Origin of the sequence: Mycobacterium sp. (assembly GCF_032159765.1) — a bacterium.
Classification (GTDB): domain Bacteria; phylum Actinomycetota; class Actinomycetes; order Mycobacteriales; family Mycobacteriaceae; genus Mycobacterium.
On record NZ_JAVHWM010000213.1, the window covers coordinates 18075 to 43323 of the forward strand.

25 protein-coding genes are annotated in these 25249 nt (G+C 65.8%); 10 read left to right on the top strand and 15 right to left on the bottom strand.

All coding sequences use genetic code 11. The annotated features are described in order from the left end of the window. Window positions 1-19: 19 nt before the first annotated feature. Genes QOH60_RS27230 through QOH60_RS27250 form a run of 5 tightly spaced genes read right to left on the bottom strand, consistent with a single transcriptional unit; the run spans window position 20 to window position 5899 of the window. The gene (locus QOH60_RS27230) at window positions 20-766 is read right to left on the bottom strand and encodes an oxidoreductase (protein ID WP_526424994.1); all 747 of its coding nucleotides are present in this window, start codon (window positions 764-766) and stop codon (window positions 20-22) included. Beyond that, window positions 763-2397 (bottom strand): dipeptide ABC transporter ATP-binding protein, encoded by a 1635-nt coding sequence (locus QOH60_RS27235; RefSeq protein ID WP_526424995.1) that lies wholly within the window; start codon window positions 2395-2397, stop codon window positions 763-765. The genes QOH60_RS27230 and QOH60_RS27235 overlap by 4 nt, the downstream gene beginning before the upstream one ends. Further along, on the bottom strand, window positions 2394-3332 hold the full coding sequence (locus QOH60_RS27240; protein ID WP_526424996.1) for an ABC transporter permease: 939 nt from the start codon (window positions 3330-3332) through the stop codon (window positions 2394-2396). Before QOH60_RS27240 ends, QOH60_RS27235 begins: the two co-directional genes overlap by 4 nt. Then, window positions 3325-4251 (bottom strand): ABC transporter permease, encoded by a 927-nt coding sequence (locus QOH60_RS27245; protein ID WP_526424997.1) that lies wholly within the window; start codon window positions 4249-4251, stop codon window positions 3325-3327. Before QOH60_RS27245 ends, QOH60_RS27240 begins: the two co-directional genes overlap by 8 nt. Before the next feature lie 4 nt (window positions 4252-4255). Further along, on the bottom strand, window positions 4256-5899 hold the full coding sequence (locus QOH60_RS27250; protein WP_526424998.1) for a peptide ABC transporter substrate-binding protein: 1644 nt from the start codon (window positions 5897-5899) through the stop codon (window positions 4256-4258). Between the two features lie 52 nt (window positions 5900-5951). On the opposite strand from QOH60_RS27250, the gene acs reads away from it, so the two are divergent. Next, entirely contained in the window at window positions 5952-7904 is a 1953-nt protein-coding gene (acs, locus tag QOH60_RS27255; protein ID WP_526424999.1) for an acetate--CoA ligase, read from the top strand. 86 nt (window positions 7905-7990) lie between these two features. Here the strand turns inward: acs and QOH60_RS27260 are convergent, their stop codons facing one another. After that, entirely contained in the window at window positions 7991-8647 is a 657-nt protein-coding gene (locus QOH60_RS27260; RefSeq protein ID WP_526425019.1) for a chymotrypsin family serine protease, read from the bottom strand. A gap of 193 nt (window positions 8648-8840) precedes the next feature. Between QOH60_RS27260 and QOH60_RS27265 the strand changes: the two genes are divergently transcribed. Both QOH60_RS27265 and QOH60_RS27270 read left to right on the top strand, forming a co-directional pair. Continuing rightward, complete coding sequence (locus QOH60_RS27265; RefSeq protein WP_526425000.1) at window positions 8841-9350, top strand: phage holin family protein; 510 nt, start codon at window positions 8841-8843, stop codon at window positions 9348-9350. Continuing rightward, window positions 9350-10318: an alpha/beta fold hydrolase gene (locus tag QOH60_RS27270; protein WP_526425001.1), complete on the top strand. Its 969-nt coding sequence runs from the start codon at window positions 9350-9352 to the stop codon at window positions 10316-10318. Before QOH60_RS27265 ends, QOH60_RS27270 begins: the two co-directional genes overlap by 1 nt. A gap of 4 nt (window positions 10319-10322) precedes the next feature. Here the strand turns inward: QOH60_RS27270 and QOH60_RS27275 are convergent, their stop codons facing one another. From QOH60_RS27275 to nth, 4 genes are all read right to left on the bottom strand, one after another. Continuing rightward, window positions 10323-11789, bottom strand: a complete 1467-nt coding sequence (locus tag QOH60_RS27275; RefSeq protein WP_526425002.1) for a MarP family serine protease — start codon at window positions 11787-11789, stop codon at window positions 10323-10325. Continuing rightward, window positions 11786-12580, bottom strand: coding sequence for an NUDIX hydrolase (locus QOH60_RS27280; RefSeq protein WP_526425003.1), 795 nt, complete (start codon window positions 12578-12580; stop codon window positions 11786-11788). Before QOH60_RS27280 ends, QOH60_RS27275 begins: the two co-directional genes overlap by 4 nt. Further along, window positions 12577-13209: a TlpA family protein disulfide reductase gene (locus QOH60_RS27285; protein ID WP_526425004.1), complete on the bottom strand. Its 633-nt coding sequence runs from the start codon at window positions 13207-13209 to the stop codon at window positions 12577-12579. The genes QOH60_RS27280 and QOH60_RS27285 overlap by 4 nt, the downstream gene beginning before the upstream one ends. An 82-nt stretch (window positions 13210-13291) precedes the next feature. Beyond that, entirely contained in the window at window positions 13292-13972 is a 681-nt protein-coding gene (gene nth / locus QOH60_RS27290) for an endonuclease III (RefSeq protein WP_526425020.1), read from the bottom strand. Window positions 13973-14188: 216 nt separating this feature from the next. Here nth and QOH60_RS27295 point away from each other — a divergent pair, with 216 nt between their 5' ends. Together QOH60_RS27295 and crp are read left to right on the top strand one after the other, a co-directional pair. After that, a complete protein-coding gene (locus QOH60_RS27295) occupies window positions 14189-14491 on the top strand; it encodes a hypothetical protein (protein ID WP_526425005.1) in 303 nt (100 codons plus the stop codon). A gap of 121 nt (window positions 14492-14612) precedes the next feature. Then, the gene (gene crp, locus QOH60_RS27300; protein WP_526425006.1) at window positions 14613-15287 is read left to right on the top strand and encodes a cAMP-activated global transcriptional regulator CRP; all 675 of its coding nucleotides are present in this window, start codon (window positions 14613-14615) and stop codon (window positions 15285-15287) included. Between the two features lie 87 nt (window positions 15288-15374). On the opposite strand, the gene QOH60_RS27305 is transcribed toward crp, so the two are convergent. The 3 genes from QOH60_RS27305 to sp36 are packed head-to-tail and all read right to left on the bottom strand — an operon-like array spanning window position 15375 to window position 16809. Beyond that, a complete protein-coding gene (locus QOH60_RS27305; protein WP_526425007.1) occupies window positions 15375-16160 on the bottom strand; it encodes an MBL fold metallo-hydrolase in 786 nt (261 codons plus the stop codon). Then, window positions 16157-16624, bottom strand: a complete 468-nt coding sequence (locus tag QOH60_RS27310; RefSeq protein WP_526425008.1) for a RidA family protein — start codon at window positions 16622-16624, stop codon at window positions 16157-16159. Before QOH60_RS27310 ends, QOH60_RS27305 begins: the two co-directional genes overlap by 4 nt. Next, window positions 16621-16809 carry a Sp36 family protein gene (gene sp36 / locus QOH60_RS27315; RefSeq protein ID WP_526425009.1) on the bottom strand — a complete coding sequence of 63 codons (189 nt, stop codon included), beginning with the start codon at window positions 16807-16809 and terminating at the stop codon, window positions 16621-16623. The genes QOH60_RS27310 and sp36 overlap by 4 nt, the downstream gene beginning before the upstream one ends. Before the next feature lie 48 nt (window positions 16810-16857). Here sp36 and bagA point away from each other — a divergent pair, with 48 nt between their 5' ends. Together bagA and bagB are read left to right on the top strand one after the other, a co-directional pair. Beyond that, window positions 16858-17889 carry an ATPase BagA gene (bagA, locus tag QOH60_RS27320; RefSeq protein WP_526425010.1) on the top strand — a complete coding sequence of 344 codons (1032 nt, stop codon included), beginning with the start codon at window positions 16858-16860 and terminating at the stop codon, window positions 17887-17889. Window positions 17890-17942: 53 nt separating this feature from the next. Further along, window positions 17943-19043: an ATPase BagB gene (bagB, locus tag QOH60_RS27325; RefSeq protein WP_526425021.1), complete on the top strand. Its 1101-nt coding sequence runs from the start codon at window positions 17943-17945 to the stop codon at window positions 19041-19043. 16 nt (window positions 19044-19059) lie between these two features. Here the strand turns inward: bagB and QOH60_RS27330 are convergent, their stop codons facing one another. Both QOH60_RS27330 and QOH60_RS27335 read right to left on the bottom strand, forming a co-directional pair. Continuing rightward, window positions 19060-19650: a hypothetical protein gene (locus QOH60_RS27330; protein WP_526425011.1), complete on the bottom strand. Its 591-nt coding sequence runs from the start codon at window positions 19648-19650 to the stop codon at window positions 19060-19062. Window positions 19651-19842: 192 nt separating this feature from the next. Further along, complete coding sequence (locus tag QOH60_RS27335; protein ID WP_526425012.1) at window positions 19843-20196, bottom strand: WhiB family transcriptional regulator; 354 nt, start codon at window positions 20194-20196, stop codon at window positions 19843-19845. Between the two features lie 348 nt (window positions 20197-20544). Between QOH60_RS27335 and ponA2 the strand changes: the two genes are divergently transcribed. The 3 genes from ponA2 (at window position 20545) to cds1 (ending at window position 25146) form a co-directional block, all read left to right on the top strand. Continuing rightward, entirely contained in the window at window positions 20545-22971 is a 2427-nt protein-coding gene (ponA2, locus tag QOH60_RS27340) for a transglycosylase/D,D-transpeptidase PonA2 (protein ID WP_526425013.1), read from the top strand. A 127-nt stretch (window positions 22972-23098) separates the two neighbouring features. Further along, the gene (locus QOH60_RS27345; protein WP_526425014.1) at window positions 23099-24055 is read left to right on the top strand and encodes a metallophosphoesterase; all 957 of its coding nucleotides are present in this window, start codon (window positions 23099-23101) and stop codon (window positions 24053-24055) included. Continuing rightward, the gene (gene cds1 / locus QOH60_RS27350) at window positions 24052-25146 is read left to right on the top strand and encodes an L-cysteine desulfhydrase Cds1 (RefSeq protein ID WP_526425015.1); all 1095 of its coding nucleotides are present in this window, start codon (window positions 24052-24054) and stop codon (window positions 25144-25146) included. Before QOH60_RS27345 ends, cds1 begins: the two co-directional genes overlap by 4 nt. The last annotated feature ends 103 nt before the right edge of the window (window positions 25147-25249 follow it).

Below are 25249 nucleotides of genomic sequence, written 5' to 3' on the forward strand. Positions count from 1 at the left end.
TTCGGATCGCCGCCCGTTTTCATGTGCCAGCGCCCTCGGCGATCGCCAGCGCTTCACGTGCGCCGGCTTCCAGTCCGCGACAGCACAGCAGCAGCCATCGGCGAAGCCCATCGGCGGTGCCGGCCGCGAACTGCTGAGCGGCGGTCCGGTACTCGGCGGCGTTTCGCATCCAGTGCACCTCCGGCACCCCGAGACCGTGCGGGTCCAGACCGCTGGCCTGCGTCACCAACCGTGAGACCGCCCGCGCGACCACACCGTCGGCGCTTCCAAATGGCGCCAGCGTCAGGATCTCGCCGTGGGCGACCGCCGCGAGCACCGGCGCTGGTGCCTTGCTTGCTCCTGTCAGCAACCCGGCCAGCAGATCCAGCCGGTCGGCCACGTGCACGTCGTCGCGTGGCCGGCCCAATTCGTCGTCGCCGACGAGGTTCGCCGCAGCCAGGGTGTGCAGCCGTGCAAGTGCCTGCAACGGAGCCCGCTGCCAGACGGTTACGAGCGCTGTCTGCCCGCCCTCCAGCGCTTCTGCGACGCGCAGCGCGCCGGCCAGAATCGGGTCGCCCCCCGGTTCGTCGGATGCGAACCGGGGCGCACCGCCGTCCAGCGTCGAGGAAGCCTGAGCGGCGCGGACAGCGGCTTCCGCGGCGGTCGTTTGCCACCCACGGATGTTGGCCCGGTGCCGGTGTGCCTTCGCCAGTGCTTCGCTGGCCCGCTCGCCGGCCTCGGCCACGCCCGGCAACTCGGCCAGCGGTGCCAGCGGATCGTGATTCACCGGCGCCGCCCGGGAATCGCATCGAGAAGGCGGCGGGTGTATTCGTCGCGGGGATTCTCGAAGACGTCGTCCGTCGCTGCGTGTTCGACGACCCGGCCACGGCTCATCACGACGACGTCGTCCGCGATCTCGCGAACGACCGCCAAGTCGTGGCTGATGAACAGGTAGGTGAGCCCCAGCTGTGCTTGCAAGGTGTTGAGCAGGGCCAGAACCTGCGCTTGCACAACAACATCCAGCGCCGACACCGCCTCGTCGCAGACCAGCATTTCCGGCCGCAGCGCCAACGCCCTGGCGATCGCGACTCGCTGGCGCTGCCCACCTGACAGCTCGCGCGGGAACCGTCGCAGTGTCGACGACGGCAGGGCCACCTGGTCGAGCAATTCGCGGACGGCACGCTGCCGTGCGGCACGGTCGCCGATACCGTGCGTGCGCAGTGGCTCCTCGATGGTGCGGTATACCGAGTACATCGGATCCAAACTGCCGTACGGGTTTTGGAACACCGGCTGGACTCTGCGGCGAAATGCTTTGGCTGCGTCGTTGTCCATGGTGGCGACGTTCTGGCCGTCGAATCTCACGGTGCCCGAAGTGGGTTCGAGCAACCCGAGGACCATCCGCGCCACTGTCGTCTTGCCCGAGCCGGATTCGCCGACCACAGCGGTGGTGGTGGCCCGCCGAGTCGTGAACGACACTGCGTCGACCGCGACGATGTCCCGGCGCGCCCACGGCGCACCGACGCGGTACACCTTGCGCAGGTCCGTGACCACAAGCGCGTCATCGATCGGCTTGTCGGTGTGTTCGGCCGCTTCCTCGACGACCCGGCGGCGTGCCTCCACCACCGCGCGCCTGCGCACCGCCAGCGACGGCGCGGCAGCCACCAGCCGCTGCGTGTACTCATGTTGCGGGTCTTCGATAATCGCCTGCGCCGGACCGGATTCCACGACGGTTCCGCGGCACATCACGACGAGGTGTTCCGCCCGTTCGGCGGCCAGCGCCAAATCGTGGGTGATCAGCAGCAGAGCGGTGCCGAGTTGATCGGTAAGCGTGTCGAGGTGGTCGAGGACCTGCTTCTGCACCGTGACATCGAGCGCCGACGTCGGCTCGTCGGCGATCAACAGCTGGGGCTGGCCGGCCAGGCCGATCGCGATCAGCGAGCGCTGGCACAGGCCGCCGGACAGCTGATGCGGGTACTGGCCGGCGCGCTGAGCCGAGTCCGTCATGCCGGCGTCGTTGAGCAGCTGAACGGTCTTCGCACGCGCCGTCTTTCGATCGGCCATACCGTTGGCGCGCAACGCCTCACGGACCTGAAAGCCGACCTTCCAGACGGGGTTGAGATTGGTCATCGGGTCTTGCGGCACGTAGCCGATCCGTCGGCCGCGAATGCCCTCCAGTTCACGACGACCGGCATGGGTGATGTCCTCGCCGTCGAAGATGATGCGCCCACCGGTAACTCGGCCGCCCGCCGAGAGCAGGCCCAGCACCGCGGCGGCCGTCGTCGATTTTCCCGACCCGGACTCGCCTACCAGCGCCACGGTCTGGGCGGGATAAACAGTCAGCCGGCCATCTCGTACAGCTGGTGCGTCGTCACCGAACCGGACCTCCAGTTTGTCGATCGACAGCAGCGGCTCGGTCATATCCGTCGCCCTATCCTGGTGCGGGAGGCCGGGTCGAGCGCATCACGAAGGGCGTCACCCATCATCATGAACGCGAGGACGGTCAGCGCCAGAGCGCCTGCCGGATAGAACAAAATGGTTGAGCCCGAGCGCAATCGAGTCTGCGCCAGGTTGATGTCCCCGCCCCACGACACCGTGGAGCTGGGCAGCCCGACGCCCAGATACGACAACGTGGCCTCCGTGACAATGAAGATACCGAGGCTGATGGTGGCCACGACGATCACCGGTCCCAGCGCATTGGGAAGGACATGGCGGACCAGTGTGCCGAATCTGCTGACTCCCAGAGCTTTTGCGGCCACGACATACTCCGCGTTGCGGCCCGACAGCACCGCGCCACGCGTGATCCTGGCTACCTGCGGCCAGCCGAAAACCGTGAGCACCGCGATCACGGTCCATACCGTGCGCTCATGGAACACCTGCGCCAACACGATGGCAGCAAGCAGCAGCGGGATGCCGAAGAAGATGTCGGTGATCCGCGAGACGACGGCGTCCAGCCAGCCTCCGTAAAAGCCAGCCAGCGCGCCGAGGGTCGCGCCGATCAGCACGACCAATACCGTCGTGCCGAGTCCAACCACGATCGACGCGCGGGCGCCGTACACCGTTCGCGCGTAGACGTCGTGGCCTTGGAGATCGGTGCCGAACCAATGCTGTGCCGACGGCCCGAGCATGCTCTGGTCGGGGTCGGCGTACGTCGGGTCGGCGCTGGTGAACAACCAGGGAAAGACAGCAAGGGAAAGGACAAAAGCGATCAGCACCGCGGATACGATGAACAGCGGACGTGTGCGCAGATTTCGCCAGGCCTCCCGCCAGAACCCGCCTGGCGCAGTGGAATCCGTCTCGGCGGTGGTCTCGAGCGACCCGCCGATATATCGCTCCTGGCCCGGCCGCTCAGCCATAACGAATCCGTGGGTCTAGAGCGGCGTAGAGGACGTCGACGGCGAGATTGGCGACGAGGTAGACGACAACCAGCACGGTCGCGATCGACACCACTGTCGGCGCTTCGTGCCGGGTGATCGCCTGATACAGCGCACCGCCGACGCCGTGGATGTTGAAGATCCCCTCGGTGACGATCGCCCCAGTCATCAGCGCGCCGACGTCGACGCCCAAGTACGTGACAACGGGGATCAGCGAGTTGCGCAGGATGTGCACGGTGACCACGCGCGGTCGCGACAACCCCTTGGCCGTCGCTGTTCTCACGTAGTCGGCGCCGGCGTTCTCGCTCACCGCCGCTCGGGTGAGGCGTACGACGTACGCGAACGACACCGCACCGAGCACGAAACCCGGCAACAGTAGACGGCCGAACGTCGCCTTGTCACCAACGGTCACCGGCGCAATACCGAGCTTGATCCCGAAGACGTACTGCGCCAGAAATCCCAGCACGAAAATCGGCACGGCGATGATCACGAGGCTCGTCACCAGGATCGTCGCGTCGAACAGTCCGCCTTTGCGCAGTCCCGCGATCACACCGAACCCGATACCGAACACCGCCTCGACCGCGAGCGCCACCAGCGTCAGTCTGATTGTGACGGGAAAAGCCTGTGCCAGAACGTCTTTGACCGGAAGTCCAGAGAACGAGCGGCCCAGATCCCCGGTGAACACGCCTTGCAGGTACTTCAGGTACTGCAGCCAGAACGGGTCGCCGAGGTGGTATTGCGCCCGAAGCTGGGCGGCCAGTGCCGGGCTCACCGGACGATCGCCGCCGAGAACGGCGATCGGATCACCCGGCAGGAGAAACACCATTGCGTAGATCAGCAACGTCGCGCCGAGGAACACCGGGATCATCGCGAGCAGGCGACGACCGATGTAGAGAACCATACGATCAGTTCCTAGAGAGACCCTCGTAGTCCGGCAGCCCATTCCAGCGGATCTTCACATCGTGCACGGCTTGCGAATAGCCCGCCGCGTTGATGTAGTCCCACAGCGGCACAACAGCCATGTCGCGCAGCAAGACTTCCTGCGCCCTGTTGGTGAGCCAGTACGAATCCTTGATCGTCGTCGCGTTTTCGGCCCGGCCCACTGCCTCGTCGAACTCCGGGCTCGAATAGCCGGTGTCGTTGGACCCGGCACCCGTGACGAACAGTGGTTCAAGGAAATTGAGCATGGACGGATAGTCACCTTGCCAGCCCGCGCGGAAGGCAGTCTGGATCGAGCGGTCGGTGATCATCGTGCGGATCTGAGCGAACGTCGGTTGCGGCGCGCCGGCTGCGTCGATCCCGAGCGTGTTCTTGATGCTGTTGGCCACGGCGTCCACCCATTCCTGGTGGCCGCCGTCCGCGTTGTAGGCGATCTGATACGTCCCGGTCCACGGCGAGATCGCATTGGCCTGCGCCCATAACTGTTTGGCTCGCGCCGGATCGAAGTTGAGCGCGTCGCTGCCGAGGATGTTCCCGTCGTATCCCGGTAGCGAACGTGCCGTGAATTCCGTTGCGGGCGCACGGGTGTCGTTGAAGATCTGCTTGCAGATCTGCGGCCGGTTGATCGCGGCCGAAAGGGCAGCGCGGCGCAGCTTGCCCTCCTCACCGTCGAAATGTGGCAGCCGCACCGGTGTGTCCAGGGTGGCGTTCTGCGCGGTCGGCGCCGTGAGCGCGCGGTCGCCGAGGTCTTTGTGGTAGGTCGGCAGCGCGCTGGACGGGATGGTGTCCAGAACGTCGAGATTGCCGGCAAGCAGATCGGCGTATGCCGTGTCGAGGTTCGCATAGAAGACGAACTTCAGGCCCTTGTTTTTCGGTGGCCGGCTGCCCTTGTAGTCGGGGTTGGGCACGAGATCGATCTTTACGTTGTGCTGCCAGACGTCGCCGTCGGCGAGCTTGTAGGGCCCATTGCCGATCGGGTGCTGGCCGAACGCGGCCATGTCCTTGAACGCCACGTCAGGCAGCGGGTAGAACGGGGTGAACCCCAGGCGCATCTTGAAGTCGATCGTGGGCGCCTTCAGCTTCACCGTGAACTCGTTGTCGCTCACCACGTTCAACCCGGACATGGTTTTCGCGGTGGGTTTCGCCCCGGGCTCCTGCGGCGCGACGGCGTCAAATCCCTCGATCGGGCTGAAAAAGCTCTGCTGCAGTTGGGCATTCGTGGTCAGCGCGCCGTAGTTCCACGCGTTGACGAACGAGTGGGCCGTCACCGGGGAGCCGTCGGTGAACTTCCAGCCTTGTTTGAGGGTGATCCGGTAGTTGACGTTATCGGTGGACTCGATGGACTCGGCCACCTCGAGTGAGGGAGTTCCGTTGTTGTCGTAGGTCATTAGGCCCGCGAACAGCCGGTCGACGATCCGACCGCCGTTGGTCTCGTTGGTGTTGGTCGGGATCAGCGGGTTCTGTGGCTCGCCCCCGTTGACCGAAACGACATCGGATGAGCCGCCACCGCCACCGCCTCCGCTGCAGCCCGACAACGTCATCGCCGGCGCGAGCAGGATGACGACGGTCATCAACCCAGCGGTGAGACGCGAGGTACGCATTCGGCTCATTGCGCCGACAATAGGCGTTCCAGCCATTGTGTCGCTGATTAGGCTCGGGTCTATGACCGAGACGCAAGCTGATGGCCCCGCGACCTACCCGCCGTCGGAGGATTTCGCCGCACAAGCCAACGCCAACGCCGACCTGTACAAGGCTGCCGATGCCGACCGATTGGAGTTCTGGGGCGAGCAGGCGAACCGGCTGTCGTGGCAGACCCCGTTCACCGAGGTTCTCGACTGGTCGGAGGCGCCGTTCGCGAAGTGGTTCGTCGGCGGCAAGCTCAACGTCGCGTACAACTGTGTCGACCGGCACGTCGAGGCCGGCAACGGCGACCGCGTCGCGATCTACTGGGAAGGCGCACCGGAGGGCGACAGCCGCGAGATCACGTATTCGGAGCTGCTCGCCGAGGTGTCGAAAGCGGCCAACGCGCTCACCGAGCTCGGACTGGAAGCCGGCGACCGCGTGGCGATCTACATGCCGATGGTGCCCGAGGCGATCGTGGCGATGCTGGCGTGCGCGCGCATCGGTGTGCTGCACAGCGTCGTCTTCGCCGGGTTCTCCGAGAAGGCGCTGCGGGCGCGCATCGAAGACGCCGAGGCCAAGTTGCTGATCACCACCGACGGCCAGTACCGCCGCGGCAAGGCGGTCTCGCTGAAGGAAGCTGCCGACAAGGCGGTGGAGGGCCAGGACTGCGTCCAGCACGTGCTCGTCGTGCAACGCACGGGAATCGACGTGCCGTGGACCGAGGGCCGCGACCTGTGGTGGCACGACACCGTCGACAGCGCGTCCAGCGAGCACACCCCGGAGGCGTTCGACGCTGAGCACCCGCTGTTCCTGCTGTACACGTCGGGCACCACCGGCAAGCCCAAGGGCATCATGCACACCACCGGCGGCTACCTCACGCAGTCGTCGTACACGCACCACAACGTGTTCGACGTGAAGCCCGAGACCGACGTGTACTGGTGCACCGCCGACATCGGCTGGGTCACCGGCCACACCTACATCGTCTACGGCCCGCTCTCCAACGGCGTGAGCCAAGTCGTCTACGAGGGCACCCCGGCCTCGCCCGACGAGCACCGGCACTTCCAGGTGATCGAAAAGTACGGTGTCACAATCTATTACACCGCTCCAACTGTGGTCCGCATGTTCATGAAGTGGGGTCGCGAGCTTCCCGACGCGCATGATCTGTCGAGTCTGCGGTTGCTTGGGTCCGTCGGTGAGCCCATCAACCCGCAGGCGTGGCGTTGGTACCGCTCAGCATTCGGCGGGGACCGCACCCCGGTCGTCGACACCTGGTGGCAGACCGAGACCGGGGCGATCATGATCTCGCCGCTGCCGGGCGTGACGGCGGCCAAGCCGGGGTCGGCGATGAAGGCGCTGCCCGGTATCTCGGCCAAGATCGTCGACGACGACGGCAACCAGCTCAAGCCCGGCTCCGATCACGGCGAGCAGCCCAGCGGTTACCTGGTTCTCGATCAGCCGTGGCCGTCGATGCTTCGCGGCATTTGGGGCGATCCCGAGCGGTACAAGGACACCTACTGGTCGAAGTTCGCAGAGCAGGGCTGGTACTTCGCCGGCGACGGTGCCCGCTACGACGCCGACGGCAACATCTGGGTGATGGGGCGCATCGACGACGTCATGAACGTCTCCGGGCACCGAATCTCCACGGCCGAGGTGGAGTCCGCGCTCGTAGGTCACTCGGGAGTCGCAGAGGCCGCGGTCGTCGGCGCCACCGACGACGACACCGGGCAGGCCGTCTGTGCGTTCGTGATCCTCGAGGGCCATGCCCAGGACCGCGGCGACGACATGGTCGAGGAACTGCGTCAACAGGTGGCCAAGGAGATCTCGCCAATCGCCAAACCGCGAGAAATCCATGTCGTGCCGGAGCTGCCGAAGACCAGAAGCGGCAAGATCATGCGCCGCCTGCTTCGCGACGTCGCCGAGGGGCGCGAACTCGGAGACACCTCGACGCTGGTGGACCCAAGCGTGTTCGAAGCAATCCGCGCCAGTAAGTAGGCCGCCACTTCGCGAAATGGAATTCCATGTAGTGATCTTCGCGATTGAGCTACATGGAATTCCATTTCGCGGCAGAGGTGGGCGCGCTAAACGACGGGGACGAAGCCCGCGCCCGGTCGGCCCTTCGCGTTGAGGTCGGCCAACACCGCGGTAAACGACTCGGCCACCGCCGGGGTGTGCAGCGGGATGTACTTGATCACGCACGTCGGCAAGTCCTCGCTGAACGCGCCGTGGATCATCCCCACCAGGATGTTGTTGACGGTCATCGGCGCGCCCGAATCACCAGGCCGGCCGCACACCTGGCTGAGGATCGTGCCCGGTTGCTCGCCGGGCCCCCACGTGACACCACACGAATATCCGGTGGTGCGGCCCAGCTTGCAGGCGATCTGACCGAAGGTCGGATCGGGGCCGATACCGTCGATCCGGAAACCGTTGTAGCTGTTGACCGGTGCCACCTTGGCCGGGTCGAACTTGATCACCGCGTAGTCCAGCGCATCGTTGCCCGTGACCATCACGCCGAGCGTGCCGGCTCCCGGCGTGCCCTCCGCGCCGACCGGCGCGCCGGGGCCACCGCAGTGCGCAGATGTGAATCCGACGAGATTGCCCTGGTTGTCGTTGCCGATCGCGGTGAGCGTGCACGCGTCCTCGCCGTTGACGATGATCGCCGCCCCTCCGCCTATCGCGACCTTGTCGGCCGACGACGCGACGCCCGGCGCGCAGACGCAGAGAAGGGTCACGACCATCACCGCCAGGCGCGGGATATGCGCCATCCCCAAGAGAGACTCCCGTCAACGAGAACCAAATCGTATCGAAAACACCAGCAGCACCTTGCGTACCAACTGCGCGTGCCGCGGGTTAGATGGCCGAACTCGTCCCGGCTGCAGGCGCGTGGCAACATAACTCATCGACGAGCGAATGACAGCGGGGAGGACTTCCGTGACCAACGGTGATCGCAGAGACGGAGTGCCGAACACCATCACGTCGATTCCGCTCACCGACCCGCATGCGCTGCCGGCCAACCCGTCCATCGGTGAGCTCGTCAAGGAGGCCACGACCCAGGTATCGACCTTGGTGCGCGCGGAGGTCGAGCTGGCCCGCACCGAGATCACCCGGGACGTCAAGAGGGGTCTGACCGGCAGCGTCTTTTTTGTCGCTGCGCTGGTGGTGCTGTTTTACTCGACGTTTTTCCTTTTCTTCTTCTTCGCCGAGCTGCTCTCGATCTGGCTGGAGAGATGGGCCTCCTACCTCATCGTTTTCGGCCTGATGGTGGTTACGACGGCGCTGCTCGCGCTTCTCGGCTTTCTCAGGGTGCGGCGAATCCGCGGGCCGAAAGAAACCATCGCGTCGGTGAAGGAAACCCAACAGGCACTGATGCACTCTCACAAACCTGAGCCCGAAGGTCCTGGAGGGAGGCCGGGCGGTCGGACTGACCCGTCAGGCTGGTAGTGCCCCCGCCTGCACCGTCGGTCGTCCGCATCGATGGGCCCTGGCGACATCTTGACGTGCACGCCAACGGGATTCGCTTTCACGTCGTGGAAGCCCGACCCGAGAATGCCTCCGATCCCGACGTCGCTGACCGACGTCCGTCCCCGTTGCCGCTGGTGGTGCTGCTGCATGGCTTCGGCTCGTTCTGGTGGTCGTGGCGACACCAGCTGCGCGGCCTGACCGGAGCCCGCGTTGTAGCGGTCGACCTTCGCGGATACGGCGCGAGCGACAAACCACCGCGCGGCTACGACGGCTGGACGCTGGCCGGTGACACGGCAGGGCTGATCCGTGCGTTGGGGCATTCGTCGGCCACGCTCGTGGGCCACGCAGACGGCGGCCTGGTCTGCTGGGCCGCTGCGATGCTGCACCCACGACTTGTCCGCGCAATCGCCGTCGTCAGCTCGCCGCACCCCGGCGCGCTGCGCGCGTCGGCACTGACCCGGCGCGACCAGGGCCGGGCGTTGCTGCCGTGGTTGCTGCGCTGTCAGGTGCCGATGTGGCCCGAGCGTTGGCTCACCAGGAACAATGCCGACGAACTAGAAGAACTGTTTCATTCCCGAGCAGGCCCCAAATGGACTGACACCGAAGACTTCTCAACAACGATGCAGCACTCGCGCCTGGCCATCCAGATCCCAGGCGCGGCACACTGCGCCATGGAGTACCAGCGGTGGGCGGTACGCAGCCAGCTGCGTCGCGAAGGGCACCGCTTCATGCGTTTGATGAATCGCCAACTGGCGATACCGATGCTGCACCTCCGGGGCGACGCCGATCCCTTCGTTCTCGCCGACCCGGTGCGGCGCACGGAGCGGTATGCGCCCAACGGACGATACGTATCGGTGTCAGGTGCTGGACATTTCAGTCATGAAGAGGCACCGGATGTGGTCAGCGAGCAACTGATGCGGTTCTTCGACCACGTCTATGACGGCTGAGTGGTCAGCCGGAAATGCACGGACCGGTGGCCACCGGCGCAGTGTTACCCACTCGCTCCATCTGGCGCGCCACCTCGGCGGCGGTGAGGACAAATCCCGTTTCTGGATCGTCGACTGCGGCCCCGAACACCACACCCAGAACGCGACCGTTGAGGTCGATCAGCGGCCCACCCGAATCACCTTGGCGCACAGTGCCTCTGATCATGTACACCTCCCGGTTGACTGTCGTCGTGCGATAGATGTCAGGCCCGTTGAGCTGAATGACCTGGCGGATCCTGGCCGGAGTCGCGACGAACGAACCACCGCCCGGGTAGCCCAGGACGAGAGCGTCCGCGCCGGTGTTCGCGGGAGCATCGACAAAGGTGAGCTTTGGCGCTTGCAGGTTCGGCACGTCGAGGATCGAGATGTCGGCGTTCGGGTCATAGGACACGACGTGCGCGTCAGAGGTGGCGCCGTCGGCTTCGACCGAGATCGTGTCCGCTCCCGCGACGACGTGCGCGTTGGACATCACCCGGTTGGGCGCGACGACGAATCCGGTCCCTTCGAGCACCTTGCCGCAGGAGTTGGCCACTCCTTTGATCTTGACGACGCTGGGCGCAACGGCGGCCACCACCGGATTGCCTGACAGGTTTGCATCCGGAGCATCGACCGGCAGGATCGGGCGGGGGCCGAACGGCTTCCATACGTCGGTGATTCCGCTGGTACTGAAGAGGTTCGCCAGCCTGCTCGGCACCTTCTTCAGCCACCCTGGCGCGAATTCGTCAACAGTGCTGCGGATAGCCGAGTCTTCGCACGCTTTGGCCAATGTCGCCTGACCCGACTTCTCCAGTGGTGTCGCCAAGAGCCACGCAGCCACCATCACGGCGAAGATCTGCAACGCCACACCGGCGATCGAGTCGATGGTGCGCATGACATTGTTGCGGATCGCTCCTCGGAATCCGCGTCCGACAACGACGCCCGCGACTTCACCGATCACCACTAGGCTGAGAACGAGGAAGACCGTGATGAACAGCCGTGTCCGCGGCCCGCTGACGTGAAGAACGATGTGCGGCGCAAGCAGTACACCCGCCACCGCGCCCAAGACCACGCCGATGAACGACATCGTCGACCCGAGCGCACCCGAGTTCCATCCGGACAGGGCAGCAAGCGTCGCGAACCCGACCACGATCCAATCGAACCAGTTGAGGCGATCTCGCAGCAGCACAACGGCAATGACGACCAGGGCGACGGTGAAGATGTATCCCAACACCAGCCCGGCGACCGCCAGCTCCCTGCCGCGCTCGCGTCGTCGGCTGATCTCTGACAGCGCCGTGTTCCCGAACGCAATGGCCAAAGGAGGGACGCAGAACGCGAACACCAGCGCCGCGATCGCATTGCCGTTCACCGGACGTACTTCCGGGTACGGATTCCGAGGCGGCGCCACCGGCATCGGCCGGCGGCCCGGCATCGGCCGGCGGCCCGGCATCGTCACCGGCGTGCCTCGATGTGTGCGCCGTCCCCGTGGGAACCGTTGTGCACCAATGCCATCGCGTCCTCGAGTTCGCGAACGTCATCGTCGTTCCAGGGTTGCGTCCAGCCTGCGCAGTCGAGCATCGCCGAAATCACCTGACCGGTGAATCCCCACACCAGCATCTCGTTGAGGACGAAGGCCGGTCCGGCGAACCTGCGGGTGAGGTTGCTGCGATAGACCATCAGCCGGTTCTGGGGATTTACGAACGCCCGCAACGGAACTCGCGCCACGATCGCGGTCTCGGCCTCGTCCATTACCGAGACCGGGCCGGGGTCAGGCGAGTACGCGAGCACGGGGACCACGTGGAACCCCGACGGAGGAATGAAGGTCTTCTCCAGCGTCGCCAGTGGCCGCAGCCGGGAGGTGTCGATGCCAGTCTCCTCCCATGCCTCACGGAATGCGGTGTCGATTGGACCGGTATCGCCCGGGTCGACTGCGCCGCCTGGAAACGCGGCCTGGCCGGCGTGATGGCGCAGCGTCGATGCGCGGACTGTCAGCAGAAGATCGGCATCCTGCGGAAAGCCCTCCCCTGCGGCATCTTCGGGCCCCGAGAACAGCGTGAGCACGGCCGCGTCACGTGGCGCCCGTGTCAGCGAGGCGGTCACGTTGGCGACGGTGACCATCGCGAGTACCTCCGCCGGCAGGCGGCGTCGATAGGCGGCGGGCACGCAATGGGCGTTGGCGACCAGAGGTTTGAGCCAATCCGGGGCAGCATCAGGAGTCAGCACGTCCGTCGGACCCGCTGGACTCACCGAGGCGCTCCCATCGTTTGTTCGACCGCTGTCGCGATCTCGTCGGCGCTGGCGAACGCCCGCGGCAGGATGCCGGCAACGCTACCGTCAGCACGCAGTACCACCGACGTAGGTACGACATTCGGCACGCGCAGTGCCGCCGAGACGCGTTTGTCGCCGTCCTGCCAGGTCGGCAGCGTAACTCGCCAGTCGGCCAGGCGCGACAGCGCAGCGCCCGCTTCGCTGTCCTCGTGCACCGTGATCACCGTCAATGCCGCACCCACTCGTCGCTGATACTCCGCCATCGCGGGCAACTCCACGGCGCACGGAGCACACCAGTACGCCCATAGATTCAGCAGCACTGCCCGTCCGGCGACAGCCCTTCCGGCGTCGACGGTCGCGCCGTCGCCCAGGCATTGGACCGTCACGCCCCGCAGCGGCGATGTGGCGACGGCGGCGCCGGCAGGTGGGCACGGCGCCAAAGCCGCACGCCGGCGCAGGTCCGCCAGATCTGGGGCGTTGGGTGCCGCAACGCTGAGCCCGGGCCGCTCGCTGTTGGCGGCAGGCTCACGCAATTCCAGCGCGAGGGCGACGATGAGCGCGGCCACCACGACCAACACCGCCACGGTCCAGCGGGTCGTCGTTGTCATCGGCGGATGGTCGCTCGGGCGAGCCTCGCTCGGCGGCTGATGGTCGCTCGGGCGAGCCTCGCTCGGCCGGGTTGGTGCATGTTCACAGCCCGGCCAGGGCCAACAGGTGTTCGGTTTCTGGTCCCTTCACCAGAGCTGCCGCGATCTCGGGCTCAGTGGGGCCCAGGCCGAACGACGGGCAGTCCTTGGCCAGCACGCACACTCCGCACGCCGGTCGCCTGGCGTGGCAGACCCGTCGTCCGTGAAATATCACCCGATGGCTGAGCAACGTCCACTCACTGCGCTCAATCAGTTCACCGACCGCGGTTTCCACCTTCACCGGGTCGGTCTCGTCGGTCCACCCCCAGCGCCGCACCAGCCGTCCGAAATGCGTGTCGACGGTGATGCCGGGCACCCCGAACGCGTTCCCAAGGATCACGTTGGCCGTCTTGCGGCCCACCCCGGGCAGCGTCACGAGCTCCTCCATCGTGGCGGGCACCTTGCCGTCGAATCGCTCCTCGAGCGCCTGCCCGAGTTTGATCAGCGAGTTGGCCTTGTTGCGGTAGAACCCGGTCGTGCGGACCAGGTCCTCGAGCTCGGTCCGGTCGGCCTGCGCGTAGTCGCGCGCGGTGCGGTACCGCTTGAACAACGCGGGCGTGGCCAGGTTGACCCCTTTGTCGGTGCTCTGCGCCGACAGAATCGTCGCGACGGTCAGCTCCAGCGGATTGGTGAAGTCCAGTTCGCAATAGACGAGGGGAAAGGCTTGGGCCAGCATGCGATTCATTCGCCGGGCCCGGCGCACGAGACCCAGGCGAGTCTCCGTCGCCCAACGCCGCTGCGCAGAGGCGGTCCGCGTCGATGAGCCGCTTGCGCGAAGAGGATCCTGTCCGGTCGCAGTCACACGCCAAGGGTACTGACCGGTGACTGGTCTTCTCTCCCGTCGCTTCGCTCGCCCCTCTTCGTGACCCCGTTGAGATGTTCGGCGTGTTTACTACTGCCTGTGTCATGGCCGTTTGTGGTGTTCATCCCGGGTTTGCTGATGCTGGCAGCCTTCGGGTTGGGGCACCTCGAAAGCCGGCTCGGCCGCGGTTCCGTCGGCGCCGCGGATGTGGCCGAGTTCCTGGCGCACGCTCAGCCGACGGACATGACGAGGCTCGCAAGTGACGGCATGTCAGAAGCGCTGGAGTGTCTGCAGCGGCGCCAGATGAGCCGCTTTACGCCATCCCGGGAGCCCGCGAGCTATTCCCGCGCCTTCCCGCAATATGTCCACGCTCGGCCAATTCCGCAATTTCGACAGACTTGACGTGCGGATTCTGTGTAGCGTCAAAGGGTCATAAGACACACCGACCGCTGGCCGGAGAGAAAAGCCCGCCAGTGGTCGGCGCAAGCGTGTGTGTACTACACGAGAGCTGAAGAGGGACAACGTGGACGAGATCCTGGCCAGAGCCGGAATCTTCCAGGGTGTCGAGCCCAGCGCGGTGGCTGCGCTGACGAAACAACTGCATCCGGTTGACTTTCCGCGCGGACACACGGTTTTCGCCGAGGGCGAGCCCGGTGATCGCCTGTACATCATTATTTCCGGCAAGGTGAAGATCGGGCGCCGCTCGCCGGACGGTCGGGAGAATCTGCTGACGATCATGGGCCCGTCGGACATGTTCGGCGAGCTCTCGATCTTCGACCCCGGCCCGCGCACGTCGAGCGCGACGACGATCACCGAAGTGCGCGCCGTGTCGATGGACCGCGACGCGCTGCGGGCCTGGATTGCCGACCGGCCTGAGATTGCTGAGCAATTGCTGCGAGTTTTGGCGCGTCGGCTCCGGCGCACCAACAACAACCTGGCCGACCTCATCTTCACCGATGTGCCCGGCCGCGTGGCCAAGCAGTTGCTGCAGTTGGCGCAGCGATTCGGGACGCAGGAGGGCGGCGCCTTGCGGGTCACCCATGACCTCACGCAGGAGGAGATCGCGCAGCTTGTGGGCGCGTCGCGAGAGACGGTGAATAAGGCGCTCGCCGACTTCGCCCATCGTGGCTGGATCAGGCTGGAGGGCAAGAGCGTTCTGATCTCCGACTCCGAACGGCTTGCCCGCCGAGCGAGGTAACGAGCGAGCATCCGGCCCCGCGCCCGCTGAGCCTTCTTGCGATTTCGGCGTGCTTACCGACGCTCAGCGTAGGTTTGCACGCCGAAATCACTGGCGGAGGTAGTCGAGTTGGGCCTGCACGCTTGACTCGGCGGCGTCCCACAGCTTCTCGTCGACGTCGGTGTAGACGTGTTCGACGACCTGGCGGGCTGTCGCTTCGTCGCCGAGCACCTCGAGCGCAGCGCGCACCTGGTTCAGCCGCTCCTCTCGGTGCCAGAGGTACATGTCGGCGACGCTTTCGAGGTCCGGCAGATCCGGGCCGTGTCCCGGTAACACCACGCGGCTGCCCAGGCCCCGCAGCCGCTTCAGCGACTCCAGGTAATCGCTGAGGCTGCCGTCCTCAGGGTCGATGACCGTGGTCCCGCGGCCCAACACGGTGTCGGCGGTCAGCACCGCATCGCTCAACACGAATGACAGCGAGTCGGCGGTGTGGCCTGGTGTGGCGATCACCGTGATCCGCACGCCTGCCGCGTCGATCACCTCGCCTTCGGACAGCGGACGCCCCATGGCTCGCAGGAAGCCGCTCCCGACCGCACGCACCGGCGCGCCGGTCAGCTCGACGATCTTGTCGATGCCCCCGGTGTGGTCCTCGTGCCGGTGGCTGATCAGCACCAGTGACACCGTGCCGAGTTCGGCGATTCGGCCGATGTGCTCGGCGTCGTCCGGACCGGGGTCGACAACCACGATCTCGTCGCTGGCGGGGTCACGCAGCACCCACGTGTTGGTGCCTTCCAGCGTCATCAAGCCGGGGTTGTTGCACAACAGCACCGACGCTGTCTCTGTCACCGGGCGCAGGAGGCCGTATGCCGGATGTTCCAGCGCCGATGAACTCACGCGAGCTCGACGACGACTTCGACCTCGACGGGCGCGTCGAGGGGCAACTCGGCCACCCCGACCGCTGACCGGGCATGGGCGCCCGCGTCCGTGAACACCTCTCCGAAAAGTTCCGAGGCACCGTTGAGCACGCCCGGCTGCCCGGTGAACCCCGGCGCAGACGCAACGAAGCCGACGACCTTGACCACGCGACCGATCGCGTCGACACCCACGAGGGCGTCGATCGCGGCGAGCGCGTTGATCGCACAAATGCGCGCCAACGCCTTGCCCTGCTCCGCGCTGACCTCGCCGCCAACCTTTCCGCTGCGGAGCAGGTTGCCATCCACCAGCGGCAGCTGGCCCGAGGTGAAAACAAGGTTGCCCGCGCGCACCGCGGGCACGTATGCGCCCAAAGCCTTTGCAGCCGTTGGCAGCTCGATGCCGAGCTCATCGAGCCGGGCACGCCACGACGGGCGCTCGGTCATTTCGGCCTCTTCATGTACGCGACGTGCTGCTCGCCGGAGGGCGCCGGAACCACCGCGACCAATTCCCAGCCGTCATCACCCCAGTTGTCGAGAATCTGCTTCGTCGCGTGAATCAACAGCGGGACGGTCGCGTACTCCCACTGAACCTTCTTGTGCTCGTCACGCCCGCCGTCCGCTTCGCTCATGGCGCTAACCCTAACGGCCGGCAGACCGTGGTTGGTTAGCATGCTGAGGTGGCAACCACACGCGAGGCCTGGCCCGAGACTGGCTGGCCGGCCCGGGTGCGGGACGCGCGTCTGCACTTCGTCACGGGAAAAGGCGGCACCGGTAAGTCCACAATTGCCGCGGCCCTTGCGCTGGCGCTGGCAGCGGGCGGGCGCAAAGTACTCCTCATCGAGGTGGAGGGCCGCCAGGGCATTGCGCAGCTTTTCGACGTTCCTCCGCTGCCCTATCAAGAGGTGAAGATCGCGACGGCCGAGCGGGGCGGCGAGGTCTGCGCGCTCGCCATCGACATCGAAGCCGCGTTCCTTGAATACCTTGAGATGTTCTACAACCTCGGATTGGCCGGCCGCGCAATGCGGCGGATCGGCGCGGTCGAGTTCGCGACGACGATCGCGCCGGGTCTTCGCGACGTCCTATTGACCGGAAAGATCAAGGAAACCGTGACGCGCGGTGACAAGCCCGCGCGGGCTGCGAAGGCACGTGTTTACGACGCCGTCGTGGTCGACTCGCCGCCAACGGGGCGGATCACCCGGTTCCTCGACGTCACCAAGGCGGTCTCCGACCTCGCCAAAGGCGGCCCTGTGCACTCGCAAGCCGAGGGTGTGGTGAAGCTGCTTCACTCGGATCTGACCGCAATCCATATAGTCACACTCCTTGAGGCGTTGCCGATGCAGGAGACCGTCGAGGCCATCGACGAGCTGCAGAAGATGGGCCTGTCGGTGGGCAGCGTGATCGTGAACCGGACCTTGCCGGTGTATCTGCAGCCCGACGATCTCGCCAAGGCCGCTGAGGGAGACGTCGACGCGGACGCAGTGCGGACCGGACTGGCGACTGCAGGCGTGAAACTCAGCGACGCTGATTTCGCCGGCCTGCTCACCGAGACGATCCAGCACGCAACCAGATTGAAGGCGCGCGCCGAAGCGGCCGAACAGCTCGACGAGATCCATGTGTCCAGGCTCGAACTGCCGAATCTGACCGATGGCGTCGATCTCGGCAGCCTGTACGAACTCGCGGACGAGCTTGCCCAGCAGGGGGTTGGGTGAGTACCGACCCGAAGATCAGACGACAGCGAGCAGCCGCGCCGCCGATTCTGGACATGGGCTCGATTCTTGCCGACACCTCCAACCGAGTGGTGGTGTGCTGCGGTGCCGGCGGTGTCGGCAAGACGACGGCTGCGGCAGCGATGGCACTGCACGCGGCTGAGAACGGCCGCATGGTAGTGGTTTTGACCATCGACCCTGCGCGCCGGCTGGCGCAGGCTCTTGGCATCGACGACCTGGGCAACACACCGCAACGTGTTCCGCTCGGTCCCGATGCCAAAGGCGAACTGCACGCGATGATGCTGGACATGCGCCGGACATTCGACGAGATGGTTACCGAGTACTCGGCACCTGAACGCGCGCAAGCGATTCTGGACAACCCGTTTTACCAGACGGTAGCGACCTCGCTTGCGGGCACGCAAGAGTACATGGCGATGGAGAAGCTCGGACAGCTTGTGTCCCAAGACAAATGGGATCTGGTGGTGGTTGACACCCCGCCGTCGCGCAATGCTCTGGATTTCCTCGACGCACCCAAACGTCTGGGCAGTTTCATGGACGGCAGGCTCTGGAAACTGCTGCTTGGGCCCGGGCGGGGCATCGGTCGACTGGTGACCGGCGCCGTCGGGCTCGCGATGCGCGCCTTGTCGACTGTTCTCGGCTCGCAAATGCTCTCGGACGCTTCGGCGTTCGTCCAATCGCTGGATTCCACCTTCGGCGGATTCCGGGAAAAGGCCGACCGCACATACGCGTTGCTCAAGCAGCCCGGCTCGCAGTTCGTCGTGGTATCGGCACCCGAGCCGGACGCACTCCGCGAGGCGGCGTTCTTCGTGGACCGTCTCACGCAAGAGGAGATGCCGCTGGCCGGGTTGATCCTCAATCGCACCCACCCGACGCTGTCCGGGCTGCACCTCGAGTCAGCGGTCGACGCCGCCGAAGACCTGGAGTCGACGGATCCCGAATCGTTGGCCGGGGCGGTCCTGCGAATTCATGCCGACCGCGCTCACACCGCCAAGCGGGAAGTCAGGCAGCTTTCGCGCTTCACCGGCGCCAACCCGAACGTGCCGATCGTCGGCGTGCCGTCGCTGCCGTTCGACGTGTCAGATCTGGATGCGCTGCGCGCGATCGCCGATCAACTCACCACGACGAAGGCGGCGTAGAGCGCGACTCGCCGAGTCAGTGGCCGAACTTCACGAACGCCGTGCGCGCCAGGATCGTATGGGGGGGTTCCTCGGGCCGATCGGGCTCGGTAAGTGCGAAGAGTTCGATCTTGACCTTGGCGATGGGGAGATTCACAGTCACATTGTCGTCGAGCGACTGGAGCCCTCCCCTGCTGCAGACCCTGCGAGTTTCATGCGTTGCGCGGACTTTTCCTCCGCCGAGGAAGGAGATAACGGCCCACGTGCAAATTTGGTCGTCTCCGGTGCCGCCGTTGTCGCTATACATCTTGCCGATGACTTGCACCCGCGTCGCGTTGGCGTAGTAGGCATTGCCGTCCCAACAGACGACGGCCGTGCCCCTGGGTGCCCCGCCGAGATGGGGGTCGTCTCCGTAGTCGGCAAAATCACCTTCGAGGCTGATCTGATCGACTTGATTCCACGAAACGCCTTGGCTGCACGCTGATCGGTCATACGCCTGGGCGGCTGGCACGCCTTGAGCCGCACCCGCGAACAATACGGTCAGCGTCGCTGTTTGCACCGCTAGCCGATTCCGCTTGCTCCGGATGCCTTTGGCGCTCGCCGGACCCGGCGCCCGAATCGTGCTCATTAGCTGGTGCTCCTGCCGTGCAACAAAGGAGTTCCGTTGACCCAGACGGTCAAACGGCGGGCAGAAGCGATGCCTACAGCCTGGCGGTCCCAATTAGTTTGCAAGGCCCGAACTACTGCGCAAAACATTACGCGCCACTGACTGCCGCGTAGCGAGTTTCAGCGAAAGACCGCCAACCTTCAGCAGACGCTGCTAGACGGCGCTGCGATGCTTGCGCTGCGCGGAGAAGAACTCTGACCAGGAGACGACGTCGGGATGCTGCTTGAGCAACGCTCGCCGCTGGCGTTCGGTCATGCCACCCCACACCCCGAACTCCACCCGGTTGTCCAGCGCATCGGCGCCGCAGTCGGCAATCACCGGGCAGTGGCGGCAGATCACCGCCGCCTTGCGCTGTGCTGCGCCCCGGACGAACAGTTCGTCGGGGTCGGACGCACGACATCGCGCTTGTGACACCCACGCAATCCGGGCTTCCGCTACCGCGCCTTGGACCATCGCTTGTAGCGAACCTGTTGTGGTCCTCCGCGCCGCGGGCCGTGTACCTGACACCAGCGTTCCCCTTCTTTCGGCCGCCTGGTAAGGGGCGGGCGTTCCGGCGGCGACCACAAGAAATGCGATCTACGCCACACTGTGCAGGCTTTTGTTACCTATATCGCACTGTGATTACAAATTAGGTGGTCAGGTATCGTTTGCGCAACAGTTTGGTACCGGTTTTTTTGGGACGGCCGTGCCGTCATCCCCTGCCGTTCACCTCTTCGGACTGTGCGCAAGCCCCTCGCGTCGACCCAAACTTGACGCGGAAGGTAATTATGCTGGGCAAACACGCCGAATCCAAGAGCTAGGCCGTCCGTATCGCGTGACGGATAATGCCGCCGCGTAGTTTGTACTCTTGTACTCATGTCGCAGCGCCCTCCGACCGGGGTGACGGTTGTCAAGCTCGCGTGGTGCTGTCTCCTTGCCGGAGTCGTCGCCGCGGCCCTGATGTTTCCCTTCGCCGGCGGAATCGGCTTGATGTCCAACCGGGCATCTGATGTCGTGGCAAACGGCTCCGCGCAGTTGGTCGAGGGCGAAGTCCCTCAGGTCTCGACGATGGTCGACGCCGCCGGGAACCCGATTGCATGGCTGTATTCACAGCGCCGGTTCGAGGTGCCCAGCGAGAAGATCGCCGACACGATGAAGCTTGCGATCGTTTCCATCGAGGACAAGCGGTTTGCCGAGCACAACGGCGTCGACTGGCAGGGCACGCTGACCGGGCTTGCCGGCTACGCGTCAGGCGACCTCGAGACCCGCGGCGGCTCGACCATCGAACAGCAGTACGTGAAGAACTACCAACTGCTCGTCACCGCGCAGACAGACGCTGAGCGCCGCGCCGCGGTCGAGACCACCCCGGCCCGCAAGCTGCGCGAGATCCGGATGGCGCTCACGCTCGACAAGTCGTTCCCGAAGTCGGAGATTCTGACCCGCTACCTCAACCTGGTGTCGTTCGGAAACGGCTCGTTCGGCATTCAAGATGCGTCTCAGACCTACTTCGGCATCGATGCCTCCCAACTGAACTGGCAGCAGGCGGCGCTGCTGGCGGGCATGGTGCAGTCCACTACGGCATTGGACCCGTACACCAATCCCGACCGCGCCCTTCAGCGCCGAAACGTGGTGCTGGACACCATGATCGACAATTTCCCCGACCAGGCCGACGCGCTGCGGGCGGCAAAGGCGGAGCCGCTGGGCGTGCTGCCGGTCCCCCAACAACTGCCGCGGGGATGCATCGCCGCCGGCAACCGCGCGTTCTTCTGTGACTACGCCCTCGAATACCTGTCGCGCGCGGGGATCAGCAAGGAGCAGGTGGCTCGCGGCGGGTACCTGATCAAGACCACTCTCGATCCGCACGTCCAGGACTCCGTCAAGAGCGCGATCGACAACATCGCGAGCCCGACAATCGACGGCGTCGCCGACGTGATGAGCGTGATCAAGCCGGGCAAGGATTCACACCGAGTGCTGGCGATGGCGAGCAACCGGACCTACGGGCTCAACCTGGACGCGGGCGAAACCATGCAGCCGCAGCCGTTCTCGCTTGTCGGAGATGGCGCCGGATCGATCTTCAAGATCTTCACCACCGCCGCGGCCCTCGAGATGGGCATGGGCACCAACGCCAACCTCGACGTGCCGGGCCGCTTCGAGGCCAAGGGCATGGGCAGCGGTGGCGCCAAGGGCTGCCCCAAGGACACCTGGTGCGTGCTGAACGACGGCAATTACCGCGGAGGCATGAACGTCACCGACGCGCTCGCGCAGTCGCCGAACACGGCGTTCGCCAGGCTGATCCAGCTGATCGGCGTGCCCAGGGCGGTGGACATGGCCGTCAAGCTGGGCCTTCGCTCCTATGGCCAACCGGGCACCGCGCGCGCGTACGACCCCACCAGCAACGAGAGCCTCGCCGATTTCGTCAAGCGACAGAATCTCGGGTCGTTCACGCTGGGTCCGCTCGAACTCAACCCGCTGGAGCTGTCGAACGTCGCCGCGACGCTGGCATCCGGCGGCGTGTGGTGCCCGCCGAGCCCCATCGACAAGATCATCGATCGAAAAGGCAACGACGTGCCCGTCACCACCGAGGCGTGCGAACAAGCGGTGCCCGAAGGGCTAGCGAACACACTCGCGAACGCGCTGAGCAAGGACACCACCGGCGGCACCGCGGCCGGTTCGGCAGGATCCGCGGGCTGGAGCCTGCCGATGTCCGGCAAGACGGGCACCACCGAAGCGCACAGGTCGTCTGGCTTCGTCGGCTTCACGAACAACTACGCCGCGGCGGCATACATCTTCGACGACTCCACCAAACCGACCGACCTGTGCAGCTACCCGCTGCGTCAATGCGGGTCCGGCAACCTGTACGGCGGTAACGAACCGGCTCGTACCTGGTTTCAGGCGATGAAGCCGATCGCAAACGACTTCGGTGACGTGAGGCTGCCGCCCACTGATCCCCGGTACGTCGACGGCGGGCCGGGCTCGAAGGTGCCCACCGTGTCAGGCCTGACCGTCGAGGGCGCCAAGTCGCGACTGCGCGACGCCGGCTTCGGAGTCGCCGACCAGGCCACGCCTGTGAACAGCACAGCCCCCTCCGGCGCCGTGGTGGGCACCACGCCGAGCGGGCAGACGGTGCCAGGTGCCATCATCACGGTCAACGTCAGCAACGGCATTCCGCCCGCACCACCACCGCCGCCGCCGGGCGCGCCGCCACCGATCGTCGGTTCGACGGTCGTCGAGATACCCGGCCTGCCCCCGATCACTGTGCCGGTGCTGGGACCACCGCCGCCTCCGGCCGAGCCGCCGCCGTAAGGGACTGTGGCGACTGTCACTCGTGAGCCCCAACTTGCGCGGTGGCTCGGCGCTTGGTGCTGACGCGTCCAGGGGAAACGCGTTCATCAGACGGCGCAGCGGCCGTCTCGCGCGATACGCTGCGAGGATGGTCACCTCGCCCCTGCTGAAGACGTCGGCCGCCGTTGTGGGCGGTGCAGCGCTCGCCACCATCGGCTACGCGTCGGTCATCGAACGCAACGCGTTCGTCGTGCGCGAAGAGACGATGCCTGTGCTGACCCCGGGATCCTCCCCGTTGCGGGTGTTGCACCTCAGCGATATCCACATGCGGCCGACCCAGCGGCACAAGCAGGCGTGGCTGCGTGAACTCGCGAGGTGGGAGCCCGACCTCGTGGTCAACACGGGCGACAACCTGGCCCACCCGCGTGCGGTTCCCGCCGTCGTACAGACCCTCGGCGATCTGCTCAGCGTCCCGGGCCTATTCGTGTTCGGCAGCAACGATTACTTCGGGCCGCGGCTGAAGAACCCGCTGAACTATGTGACCAATCCGGATCACCGCACCCACGGAACGCCGTTGCCGTGGCAGGACCTTCGCGCGGCGTTCAGTGAACGTGGATGGCTCGATATGACGCACACGCGGCGCGAGCTCGAGGTGGCCGGGGTGACCATCGCGGCCGCCGGCGTCGACGATCCGCACATCCAGCGCGACAGGTACGAGACCATCGCGGGACCGGCCAACGCGGCTGCGAGTCTGCGATTGGGACTGGCCCACTCGCCGGAGCCGCGGGTGCTCGACCGGTTCGCGGCCGACGGCTACCAACTGGTGCTCGCCGGCCATACCCACGGCGGTCAGGTCTGCCTGCCGTTCTACGGCGCGCTGGTGACCAATTCCGGGCTCGACCGGACACGGGCGAAGGGCACATCCAGCTGGGGCTCGACGATGAAGTTGCACGTTTCGGCGGGCATCGGCACGTCGCCATTCCATCCGTTCCGACTGTTCTGCCGCCCCGAGGCCACCTTGCTGACGCTGGTGGCTGCACCGATCGGCGATCATGAATTCTCCGTGGAGTCGCAACGGTCGCCGTCGACCGCCGCGCTGCGGTGATTCGATCGGCGGCGCATGACCGGCCGCGGGAGTGGGTGAACAACGCAGTCCGGCTCATCGAGGCCGACACCCGGCGCAGTGCCGACACGCACCTGCTTCGTTATCCGCTGCCGTCGGCGTGGTCGGCCAGTGTGGATTTGGCGCTGTACCTCAAGGACGAAAGCACCCACATCACCGGAAGTCTCAAGCACCGGCTGGCGCGGTCGTTGTTTCTGTACGCGTTGTGCAACGGCTGGATCACCGAGAACACCACGGTCGTCGAGGCGTCGTCGGGTTCAACGGCGGTGTCGGAGGCGTACTTCGCACAGTTGTTGGGGCTGCCGTTCATCGCTGTGATGCCGAGGTCGACGAGCGCGGCGAAGGTCGCGTTGATCGAAGAACAAGGCGGGCGTTGCCATTTCGTCGACCAGTCGGGCGAGGTCTACGCCGAGGCCGAGCGGTTGGCGCGCGAGACCGGCGGACATTACCTCGACCAGTTCACCAACGCCGAGAGGGCGACCGACTGGCGCGGTAACAACAACATCGCAGAGTCGATCTTCACGCAGTTGTCCCTCGAAGAGCATCCGGTTCCGGAGTGGATTGTGGTCGGCGCGGGGACGGGCGGCACCAGCGCGACGATCGGCCGCTACATCCGGTATCGGCGGTACGCGACGAAGATGTGCGTCGTCGACCCGGAGAACTCCGCGTTCTTCCCGTCGTACGCAGCGGGCGAGGATGTCGTCACCGGCACGTCGTCGCGGATCGAGGGGATAGGGCGGCCGCGGGTCGAGCCGTCATTTTTGCCTGACGTGGTGGACCGGATGCTCTCGGTGCCCGATTGCGCCTCCATAGCTGCCGCGAGGCATGCCAGCACCGTGCTGGGCCGCCGAGTCGGGCCGTCAACCGGAACGAATCTGTGGGGGGCGTACTTTTTGCTGGCCGAGATGGCGGCCGAGGGGCGCAGCGGCTCGTTGGTCACGCTGCTCGCCGACAGCGGCGACCGCTATGCGGAGACCTACTTCTGCGACGAGTGGCTCGCAGAGAATGGGCTGGACCCGACCAGCACCTCTTCTGCGTTGACGGAGTTCGAACGCTCCGGGTCATTCGGCTGATCGACAGGGGCCTCGGCGCGCTCGGCCGTCAGCAACAGCCACAACGCGGCTACGCCAAAGAAACTGGCATAGAGGCTTGCGCCCAAGACCGTCATGATCGTCG